Raw genomic sequence first — 10,161 nt, 5'->3', positions numbered from 1 at the left:
TTGAAGAGCGAGATTGGCGCTGAGGGATACTTCTGCAAGCCCCAAGCTCCCNATTTTTACCGCGCGAGACTGATCTTGCGACCGTCACAGATGCTCAGTTGCAAGCGATCGCTGACAAAATGAACGCCACGCCCCGCAAGTGCCTGGGATTCATCGCGCCCAACGAAGCGTTCTCTCGACTCTTGACGGTCGAGAACGCTTCTTGACGATGTTTGGCGCAAGAGGGAAACTTAGAAACGGGAACTCGCACTTCGCCTAGAATCTGCACCTTGCGTGATCGTGCGTTACGGCCTCATCTTGTGAGCCGCGCGTGATGCCAGGCCAAATGCTCGGCCATAAAGGTCGAGATGAAATAATAGCTATGGTCATAGCCCTCTTGCATGCGGATGGTTGCTGACTGGCCCGCGGCTTCGCACGCCGCCACCAACAGATGCGTTTTCAGTTGCGTGTCGAGAAATGGGTCTGCTGTGCCTTGATCGACCAATAAGTGAGGCACACGGGCACCAGCCTCAATCAGCGCACAGGCGTCATAGGCAAGCCACGCGCTTTGGCTTTCACCCAAATAGCCCGTCAGCGCTTTATGTCCCCAAGGGCATTCCATCGGCGCAACAATCGGGGCAAAGGCTGAGACCGAAGCAAAGCGGCCAGGATTGCGCAACCCAATCGTTAAAGCCCCATGGCCGCCCATCGAATGGCCCATTATGGCTTGGCGCTCCAGATCGACCGGCAAATGCGCGGCGACCAAGTCTGGTAGCTCCACCTCAAGATAGCGGCGCATCTGATAGTTTTTGGCAAAGGGCTTTTGGGTTGCGTCGACATAAAATCCGGCACCCAGCCCAAAGTCATAGGCCCCTTCTGGATCGTCGGGTACCCCCTCCCCGCGCGGCGAGGTATCTGGCGCAATGAAGATCAGGCCAAGGGCTGCACAGGCTGCCCGATACTCACCCTTTTCGGTCACATTGGCATGGGTGCAGGTCAGCCCAGACAAATACCATACTACAGGTAGTTTTTGGCCTGACAGGTGATCTGGAATAAAGGCCGAAAACACCATCTCTGTGCCGGTCGTGGAAGATGGGTGGCTATAGACACGCTGCTCGCCGCCATGGGCTTTGACAGCCGAGATGATGGTCAAGCTCATGCACACATCCCTTCTGAAACACCCAGCCTAGAACACCACAACACTGCGAATGCTTTGGCCCGCATGCATCAAATCAAAGCCCTTATTAATCTCTTCAAGGCTGAGGACATGGGTAATCATGGGGTCGATCTCGATCTTCCCATTCATGTACCAATCCACGATTTTGGGCACATCCGTGCGGCCGCGGGCCCCACCAAAGGCTGAGCCTTTCCACACCCGTCCTGTCACCAATTGGAACGGACGGGTCGAGATTTCCTTGCCGGCTTCGGCAACTCCGATCACGGTGGAGACGCCCCAACCACGGTGACAGGCCTCTAACGCCTGACGCATCACATCGGTATTGCCGGTGCAGTCAAACGTATAATCTGCGCCCCCATCGGTCAGCGCAACCAAATGGGGGACAATATCGCCGCTGATCTCGCGGGGATTGACGAAATGGGTCATGCCAAAGCGCTTACCCCACGCCTCACGTTCTGGATTGATATCAACGCCAACGATTTTGTCCGCGCCCACCATGCGCGCTGCTTGCACAACATTGAGACCAATGCCGCCTAGACCGAATACGATGACGGTAGAGCCTGGGGTGACCTTGGCGGTATTGACCACCGCGCCAACGCCGGTAGTAACCCCGCAACCGATGTAACAAGTCTGCTCAAATGGCGCATCGGTGCGAATTTTGGCGACCGCAATCTCAGGCAATACGGTGAAGTTCGAAAAGGTTGAGCAGCCCATGTAATGAAAAATGGTCTGGCCCTTATAGCTCAAGCGACTGGTGCCATCCGGCATCAGGCCTTGGCCTTGGGTCGCCCGGATCGCGGTGCACAAATTGGTCTTGCCCGAGAGACAGCTTTTGCACTGGCGGCATTCCGGCGTGTAAAGCGGGATGACGTGATCACCGGGGGCCACACTGGTCACCCCAGCGCCCACCTCGCGCACAATCCCCGCCCCTTCGTGGCCGAGAACCGTTGGAAACTTCCCCTCGCTATCAAGGCCGTCGAGTGTATAGGCGTCCGTGTGGCAAATACCAGTTGCCATGATTTCAACCAGGACTTCGCCTGCCTTTGGCCCTTCCAGGTCCAATTCAACAATTTCAAGCGGTTTTTTGGCTTCAAAGGCTACAGCAGCGCGGGTCTTCATACAGAATTGGTCTCACCAACTAAAAGCCGAAGGATAATGGTCAAGTATAGAGCTTAGACATTTTACAATTCTGAGATAAATAGCCATACTCGCAATTCATCTTACCATATTCGGGATAATCATGAGCCAGTGGCAAGGTTTGGATGAGTTTGTAGCTATTGCCACGGCGGGTTCCTTCTCCGGTGGCGCAAAGCTTCTCGGCACATCCACCACGCGCATCAGCCGGGTGATTGTTCAGCTCGAAGCCCGCCTGCAAGCGCAATTATTTGACCGCACCACCCGCAGCGTTAAACTAACCGACACCGGTCGCGCCATCCTAGAGCAGTGCCGACGCGTGTTGGCTGAACGCGACGATATTCTAGCCTCCGTCACCGCCCAAGGCGAACCGCGTGGCGACTTGCGCGTGACCTGCTCCACCACGATGGGCGAACGCTATGTCGCGCCAATCTTGCGCCGCTTTGCCATGCAGCACCCGGGTTTGAGCATCGAGCTAGACCTCACAAACCGCGTGGTCGATCTGGTTGGTGAAGGCTATGACTTGGCCATTCGCACCGGACAAATGCCCGATTCAGGCTTAATCCGCACCCGCGTAGGCTCGCGGGCTTTACTGACCTGTGTTGCGCCTGCCTATCTCAACGATGCCCCTGCCCTTGACACGATTGAACACCTAAAGAGCCACGCCTGCCTTTTGGGCTCGGCCAGCAATTGGCACTTTAAAGATAGTCATGGCCAAGCCGTGGAGTTTAAGCCCAGCGGACGCTGGCGCTGCAATAATGGCAATGGCGTTTTGGAAGCGGCCATGGCGGGCATGGGGGTGTGCCAATTGCCCGAATTCTATGTGCTGCCCGCCTTGCGGTCCGGGGCCTTAATCGAAGTCTTGACAGATTTTAGACCCGCAGAAGAGCCGATCTGGGCAGTCTACCCGCAGCGCCGCCACCTCTTGCCCAAAGTGCGCGGCGCGGTCAGCCTGTTGAAGCGCGAACTCGCCGCCGCCATTGCTCAGCCTTAATTCTGAGGCTCAAGGGGCTTTGAAGGGACAGCAATCACATCGCGGGCTTGGGGGGCAAGGACGGCTAATAATTTGTTCTGCGCCCAATTGGGCACTTTATGTGCTGTCATCGCAGCCTGCAGATCCTCCACCAGAGCATAAAAATCAGCCTCGGTAATGCCCATGTGCGCGTGGATGTTCATGTCACGGCCAGTATAGACACAGCCGCCGTTCAAGATTTGACAGAATTGGTTGTAGAGATGGCCTTCAATCTTGGCATGGTCAAAGCCAACGAAGAAGATGGCGATACGCTGGTCTGCCAAGACACGTCGCATAAAGTCTGCAGTCATTGCGCGCAGCCCTTCCTGCCCGCCAAAAGCCCGGATTAAGCGATCATCTTGGGCAATGGTTGGCGCGGTGGCACTGCGTGCCGGTGGCAAGGGCAGCGGCGCCGGCTGCGCGACTGCGGGGACCACAAGGATTGAGCTCAAGCTCAATCCAATCCAGAGGGACAATGAGCGAAACATGGTAAAGCCTCTTCGGACTCTGGTGCTAGAAACTGGTATTGACTGAAACATAGAGACCTGTCTGGCTGCGTGTGACGATATGGCCAAGGTCTGCATATCCCGCCGTAACCGACCAGTTCTTCGTCGGCGCATAGGCGACAAACAAATCCATCGCGGCCTCTTCTTTAGCAATCGCCAAATTGTCGGGTTTAGTCCGCCATTCGAAGCCAAAGGCTAAGTCCTGCCGGGGCAAATAAGCGATGGAGCCTTCAGACTCGAGGCTGCGGCCCTTCCCCAGACCGCCAAAACCCAAAATCCCATATTGATTAGCTTGCGTCGATCGCACAGTCAGATTGACCAAAGTGCTGTGTGCCAGAAACAATTTGGTCGCCGAGACATAATAGTCCGTGCCTTGGGAATCTTGTGCGCCCAACGCACGCACAAGGCCGCCCCGATCATTGCTTTTGAACTGCGCACCGACAGCAATTTGCGGCAACAAACGATCTTGATCGAGGACCGCATCACCAACCAATCTTATCTTGAGACCCATGGTGTTTTGCGTAATTTTGAAACCGCGACCAAGACCGAGTGCGGCACCAACTTCACGCGTATCAAAAGACTGTTGGGCGGCTGAAATCTCCAACCGGTTCCGCCAACCGATCAGGCCGCCGAAAGATTGCACCGTGAAATCATCCAAGGTGACTTGGGTTGCAAACATTGCTCCGCCGACTTGATCTTTGGTGCCATAGCCGCCGATGAGAGCCCAAGGCGTAAACCCCCCACCCGCGGCACCCTCAATTTGATTGACGCCGCCGGTAAGCTTCAAGCGCCCGCTAAAGGCTTGCGGCATATCTTGTACCAGATCCTGCGCGACACTCGGACTGGGCTGAACCATCGCAAGTAGGAAGGCTGCGAGGGTGTAAGCAGCAATAGCCCTGACACGTTTCATGCGATTTTCTTTTCCAAGTCTAAGGTCAGGTCCATCGAAAGTGGCTTCGCGAGGAACGCCAACAACTGATCGGCCGGCATGGGTTTGGCGATGCCGTATCCCTGCGCCATGTCGCAGCCCATGGAGCCCAAAAGCGCGATAGCGGCTTGATCTTCCACGCCCTCGGCGGTGACCTTCATACCAAGGCCATGGCCCATCTCAATGATCGAGCGGACCAATCTGCGCTCGCGATTGCCGTCAGTCATGGCCACGACGAAAGAGCGGTCTATCTTCAGTTCTTGTGCCGGGATCTGTTTGAGATAGGACAAGGACGACAGACCTGTGCCAAAGTCATCAATTGAAATCTCAACCCCTGCATCGACAAAGCGCTTGATGGCTTGCACGCCCGTGACCGGATCATTGATGACGGCGGTCTCGGTTATCTCGAGACAGATGCGGTTTGGTACTTCCGCACACAAGGCCAAAGCCGTCTGACAAAACTCCGGATCATTCAGGAGCCGCCCAGAATAATTCACACTGATGCACACATCATAACCCAGCCCATGCAGCCGCTTTTGGTCTGCCACAGCCGCCCGTAAGACCTGTTCCGTCAATTCCCGGATCAAGCCTGTTTCTTCAGCGATCAGCACAAACGCCTGCGGGGAAACCCAACCCCGTTCAGCATGCTGCCACCGAACCAGCGCTTCTACCGAGGTTACTTGCCCGGTGCGATAATTAAACTTTGGCTGATAGAAGGCCTGTAGATCGCCGTGGTCCAATGCCTCGCGCAACTGATCCGTCAGCTTCAAATTATCCGCCAATTGGTCATAAGTACGGGGATCAAACCGCATCAAAGCCAACTTGGCCACCTGGGCTTGGTCCAGTGCAATCAAGCTACGCTCGATCCAATCTGAAGCGCTTATGGATGGATCAGTGGCGAGATCAAAGCCGAGTGCGGGCGTGACCTCAAAGCTCTTATTGTCGACCACAATGGCTGTCGCCAAAGCTGTCGCGATCTGATCAAGGGGGATGCTTGTAGGATCGTGGCCGATCCCACGATCTGGCAGTCCAATCGCAATCCCAATCACGGACGGCGACAATCGGGCTATGTGCCAGTCTTGGCCTGTGTGGCGCAAGCGCTCACCCAGACCTGCGATCAATTGGTGTGAGGCCTCAACCCCCCACACAGAGCGGATATGGTCGAAGGACTCCATGCCCGCAGCGACCAGCAGCACAGGCCGCTCAGCCTGCATCAGGTCGTGCACGGCCTCCTCAAATGCTGCCCGGTTTGGTAATCCCGTCGGCAAGTCATGACGCGCCATATAAAGGATACGCGCTTCCCGCTCGCGTATTGAGGTGGCCATTTGGTTGAAGGCCTGACCCAAATCGCCAAGTTCGTCTTTGGACTGGATATCTACCAACATGCGGTCGCCCGACTGTAGGCTGTTAACGGCCTGCTTCAGACGAAACACAGGTTGTGTAATGCCGCGCGCGATTTCCCGACTGGCGAAGCCTAACACCAAAACCGCCACAATACCCAAGCCAATCAGCGCCAGCACTAAGGGCTGATAATTCGCCAATGCAAGAGCTAAAGGATAGGTGAGAATGAGAGCCGTGACTTCATCTTGGCCTAGGGCCGGCAATTGAGTTGCAACGACGATTTGTTGACCATGTGGCCCATCTTCAATCGTCGCGCGTCCCGCCTTGTCGAGGACCAATTCTTCCAAGGCGATCGGGTCGAGCGCACTTTCCGCCCCCGACGCATTCATCCAAACACCGTTGCCGCGCTTACTGATCAAGGCAGCTCGCAGCGGAATGGAGGACAAGGCCTCCAACTTGCCCATCTCATCCTGATTAAGGGCTGAAGCAAAAACCACCCAAGCAATGGGATCTGGTGCCAGTACAGGTGCAACGACAACAGAAAAGGCTTGACCCTTAATCGTCTGAATGCCGGCAAATGTCTCAACCGGATAATCTTGGGCAACAATGCTGGCAACTTGGTTAGCAATTGGACTATTGGCACCAACGAGTAGCGAACCATTGAGATCAATGACCAAGCCATCATCCACTGCGACGCGGCCTTTCAGATTCTCGAAGGCCGATCTCAAAGTCGCTTGATCGGCTTTGGCAATGGCCGTCTTAAAGCCAAAGTCACGGGACAACAAATCTGCGCTTGTGCGCTGGGTTTCGCTTTGGATGGCCCAAATACGCTGAAACACAGAACTCGTCGCACTCATCTCGCGCTGAACAGTCAATGTGGCGTAATTGATTACCGCCCAACAGGTTGCCGCAACCAGTAGCGCCAGCACCACGACGAACAAGCCGCCATAGGTAACCGTTAGTCGGGTTTTGAGACGCTTAAAGGCCATGTCACATGTCCCCGGCCCGGGCAGGCCGCAAGCGGATTGTGACAACGACGCGATTTCCGCTCCGATTGGTCGTGACCGATTGGCTCATCTCTTGACCCTGCGCCATCATCGCGGGATGCCAAACGCGTAACGTGGCCGCGCCATCAGGAAGCGTGACCAAGTTTGCGACCCCGGATCTGTCAGTCTTCGCGTAATAGGGGGTATCGACCACCCGAATATAGGCGCGCATTTTGTCGTGAATGTTGCAGCCTAAAGCCGCCGTTCCGGCTTGGCCAAACGTAACCGATCGCGTGATCCCGCGGCCGTAAAGCGGTAATTGAAATGGGTTGGTGGGTGAAAAAGAATAAACGTGATGATTGACCCGATCCATATTTGGAAACTGGACAGTCGCGCCCTTGGGCACCACCAAAACAAAGGGTTCAAAAGCGATATTCCGTTGTGACATCACAAACGGTCCGCGCAGATCACCAGGCTTCAATTTGACGGCAGCAGCGGGTTCAACCGATACAACCGCATGCTCGACGGCCTGACCTTCGCCATCAACCACACTGATCTGTAAGGGACCCGCGATTGCACTGGCGCTTGAGACGAGCCAGCTGCACAAGGCTGACACCAACCATAAAGCGGATTGAAACAAGTTTGTACGCTGAAACACCATGGAGCAAGGATTAGTACAAACTGCCTAAGCTTGGGTTAAGTAAGACTTGCTGTCCAGACGTCAGTGGTGACCCAGTTTCCGGATTGACGTTGCTGCCCAAGCAAAGGCAAGCTGAAGGCCATAAAAGCGCGTCGAGAACAGACGGCATGTGTTTGGGAGGCACATCATGACCCTATTTAATTGCAAGCCCGCGCGCGTGGGCGCAACAGCCAGCGCGCTTTCAAGCCTCGGATTGGTCGCGTGGTCGCCCGTTTCTCACGCCCAAACGCAAGCTGCCGCAACGCCCCAGACGATTGCCGCCAATAAAGCCTTCTCCACCACCCTGCCTTGGAACAACACAAGCGAGGATGAATTGGCCAAGCGCGGCTTTGTTGCCACCTTGGAGGACCCCTTGATCCGCAATGCGGCCGGAAAGGTTGTGCTTGATCTCTCAGCCTATGATTTCGTGCAAGGCCCTGCCCCAGAGACGGCTAACCCAAGCCTGTGGCGACATGCCGCCCTTCTGCGTATGCATGGCCTGTTCAAAGTCGCGCCTAAGATTTGGCAAGTGCGCGGCTTTGATATCTCTGTCATGTCCATCATCGAGACCGATACGGGCTATATTGTCATTGACCCTTTAACCGTGGCCGAAACTGCCAAAGCAGCCATGAGCCTCGTCAAAAAGCATGTCGGCGATAAGCCTATTCATGCCGTCATCTATACCCATAGCCACGCAGACCATTTCGGGGGGGTCAAAGGCATTGTGAGCGAAGCCGATGTCCAAGCCAGGAAAGTCAAAATCATCGCGCCATCGGGTTTCATGGAGCATGCGGTTAGCGAAAATCTGATTGCGGGCCCTGCCATGAGCCGCCGCGCCGTCTTTCAATTTGGCACCACCCTCGAGCGCGGCCCAGCCGGCCAAGTGGGGGCTGGGATCGGGATGGAGGTTCCTGTTGGCGGGTCGCTGGGTCTGATTGCGCCGACCGATACGATTGAGCGCACCGGCCAGACCATGACGGTGGATGGCATGCGCATTGAGTTTCAAGTCACACCCGGCACCGAAGCGCCAGCCGAAATGAATTTCTTTTTCCCTGATTTGGGCGCGCTTTGCTTGGCCGAAAATGCCAATGTGACCATGCATAATATCCTGCCGCCACGGGGAGCCTTGGTGCGCGATTCAAAAGCGTGGGCAGACTATCTGACCGAAAGCATGAATTTGTTTGGCGCGCGCACAGATGTCATGTTCGTCTCGCATGGTTGGCCCCGTTGGGGGCAGCAAGAGGTGGCGACTTATGTCGCCAATCACCGTGACGCATATAAATATCTGCATGATCAATCCGTACGCCTGATGAACCAAGGCATGACTGCAAGCGAGATTGCAGAGACGATTGCCCTTCCCGAACTATTGACCCAGCAATGGTATAATCACGGCTATTACGGCACGATGAGCCATAACTCGAAAGCGGTCTATCAGCGCTATTTGGGCTGGTATGATGCAAATCCGGCCAATCTAAACCCCTTGCCACCAGAGGCTGTCGCCAAGCGCTATGTCGAGGCCATGGGCGGGACCGATAAGGCATTGGGCATCGCCAAAACCGCCTTTGAGGCAGGGGATTATCGCTGGTCGGCAGAACTGGCGAGCCGGATCGTTTTCGCCGATGGCACCAACAAATCTGCCCGCGAACTCCTGGCCCAATCCTTTGAGCAAATGGGCTATCAGGCCGAGAGCATGTTGTGGCGAAATATGTATCTTACTGGGGCCCAAGAAGCCCGCAAGACCCCCAATGTGCCGAATGCGGGCACGGTTGCCCCCGATATGATTAGCGCGATTTCCACCCCGCAATTGTTTGACCTCTTGGCCATACGCGTCGACCCTGAAAAGGCCAAGGGCAAGACAATCGCGGTTGCCTTTGTCTTCCCAGACCGCAATGAGCGCTATCGCCTCGTGTTGCGCAATTCGGTAATGGTCAATGAGGGACCCAGTAACGAACCTGTCGATGCGACCGTCACGATGCCAAGACCTGCCTTCCTCAGCATGCTGTTTTCCGGCGCAAACCCGGCCAGCCTTGTGCTGCGCGGCGTGATGAAGATCGATGGCAAGACCGATGCGCTGCGCGCCTTCATGGGCAGTCTCGACACGGCTGAGCCCAAGCCCCCCTTCCCTATTGTAACGCCTTAGGGTTGGTCGCACCTGGCGCTACCCCGCCGGCGAGCGCCTTTTGACAGGCAAAGTCCCAAGGTGAAATCTCACCTTGGGACCAGCGGATTTGCATAGGCAATGTGGCGTTAGAAGCTGCGGGTGAGGCCAATAGCAAAGGTGACTTGATCCTTATCACCCCGTTTGACGATTGGGCTATCGGCTGCCTCTGACAACAAGCGTCTATAGCCGACTGTCCGTCATCAAAACATTTGGCACCGATTTGGCTGCGACTTAGAGGAGGATTGGCCCCATCTGATG

General features: G+C 55.7%; 8 protein-coding genes and 1 pseudogene. 2 read left to right on the top strand and 7 right to left on the bottom strand.

Translation table 11 applies throughout. The annotated features are described in order from the left end of the window. Window positions 1-292 precede the first annotated feature (292 nt). Both fghA and B7364_RS07345 read right to left on the bottom strand, forming a co-directional pair. Window positions 293-1,138, bottom strand: a complete 846-nt coding sequence (gene fghA / locus B7364_RS07350) for an S-formylglutathione hydrolase (RefSeq protein WP_085339371.1) — start codon at window positions 1,136-1,138, stop codon at window positions 293-295. 27 nt (window positions 1,139-1,165) lie between these two features. Further along, window positions 1,166-2,275, bottom strand: coding sequence for an S-(hydroxymethyl)glutathione dehydrogenase/class III alcohol dehydrogenase (locus B7364_RS07345; RefSeq protein ID WP_085339370.1), 1,110 nt, complete (start codon window positions 2,273-2,275; stop codon window positions 1,166-1,168). A gap of 121 nt (window positions 2,276-2,396) precedes the next feature. Here B7364_RS07345 and B7364_RS07340 point away from each other — a divergent pair, with 121 nt between their 5' ends. Next, on the top strand, window positions 2,397-3,284 hold the full coding sequence (locus B7364_RS07340; RefSeq protein ID WP_085339369.1) for a LysR substrate-binding domain-containing protein: 888 nt from the start codon (window positions 2,397-2,399) through the stop codon (window positions 3,282-3,284). On the opposite strand, the gene B7364_RS07335 is transcribed toward B7364_RS07340, so the two are convergent. Genes B7364_RS07335 through B7364_RS07320 form a run of 4 tightly spaced genes read right to left on the bottom strand, consistent with a single transcriptional unit; the run spans window position 3,281 to window position 7,670 of the window. Continuing rightward, entirely contained in the window at window positions 3,281-3,790 is a 510-nt protein-coding gene (locus tag B7364_RS07335) for a group I truncated hemoglobin (RefSeq protein ID WP_157893560.1), read from the bottom strand. The genes B7364_RS07340 and B7364_RS07335 overlap by 4 nt on opposite strands. 25 nt (window positions 3,791-3,815) lie before the next feature. Next, window positions 3,816-4,718: a DUF3034 family protein gene (locus tag B7364_RS07330; RefSeq protein WP_085339367.1), complete on the bottom strand. Its 903-nt coding sequence runs from the start codon at window positions 4,716-4,718 to the stop codon at window positions 3,816-3,818. Next, a complete protein-coding gene (locus tag B7364_RS07325) occupies window positions 4,715-7,066 on the bottom strand; it encodes a putative bifunctional diguanylate cyclase/phosphodiesterase (RefSeq protein WP_085339366.1) in 2,352 nt (783 codons plus the stop codon). Before B7364_RS07325 ends, B7364_RS07330 begins: the two co-directional genes overlap by 4 nt. Before the next feature lies 1 nt (window position 7,067). After that, a complete protein-coding gene (locus B7364_RS07320) occupies window positions 7,068-7,670 on the bottom strand; it encodes a cupredoxin domain-containing protein (RefSeq protein WP_157893559.1) in 603 nt (200 codons plus the stop codon). Window positions 7,671-7,890: 220 nt separating this feature from the next. Here B7364_RS07320 and B7364_RS07315 point away from each other — a divergent pair, with 220 nt between their 5' ends. Further along, complete coding sequence (locus B7364_RS07315; protein ID WP_085339365.1) at window positions 7,891-9,882, top strand: alkyl/aryl-sulfatase; 1,992 nt, start codon at window positions 7,891-7,893, stop codon at window positions 9,880-9,882. A 107-nt stretch (window positions 9,883-9,989) separates the two neighbouring features. Here the strand turns inward: B7364_RS07315 and B7364_RS18390 are convergent. Then, window positions 9,990-10,085: pseudogene (locus B7364_RS18390) on the bottom strand (MipA/OmpV family protein); the annotation flags it as partial. Between the last annotated feature and the right edge of the window lie 76 nt (window positions 10,086-10,161).

Origin of the sequence: Aquidulcibacter paucihalophilus (genome assembly GCF_002105465.1) — a bacterium.
GTDB classification, from domain to species: domain Bacteria; phylum Pseudomonadota; class Alphaproteobacteria; order Caulobacterales; family Aquidulcibacteraceae; genus Aquidulcibacter; species Aquidulcibacter paucihalophilus.
This window is presented reverse-complemented; position numbering and strand designations above follow the sequence as displayed.

Coding starts and splice junctions, on each gene's coding strand:
- B7364_RS07315 (WP_085339365.1), top strand. CDS start 7,891: ATGACCCTATTTAATTGCAAGCCCGCGCGCGTGGGCGCAACAGCCAGC.
- B7364_RS07330 (WP_085339367.1), bottom strand. CDS start 4,718: ATGAAACGTGTCAGGGCTATTGCTGCTTACACCCTCGCAGCCTTCCTA.
- fghA (WP_085339371.1), bottom strand. CDS start 1,138: ATGAGCTTGACCATCATCTCGGCTGTCAAAGCCCATGGCGGCGAGCAG.
- B7364_RS07325 (WP_085339366.1), bottom strand. CDS start 7,066: ATGGCCTTTAAGCGTCTCAAAACCCGACTAACGGTTACCTATGGCGGC.
- B7364_RS07340 (WP_085339369.1), top strand. CDS start 2,397: ATGAGCCAGTGGCAAGGTTTGGATGAGTTTGTAGCTATTGCCACGGCG.
- B7364_RS07345 (WP_085339370.1), bottom strand. CDS start 2,275: ATGAAGACCCGCGCTGCTGTAGCCTTTGAAGCCAAAAAACCGCTTGAA.
- B7364_RS07335 (WP_157893560.1), bottom strand. CDS start 3,790: ATGTTTCGCTCATTGTCCCTCTGGATTGGATTGAGCTTGAGCTCAATC.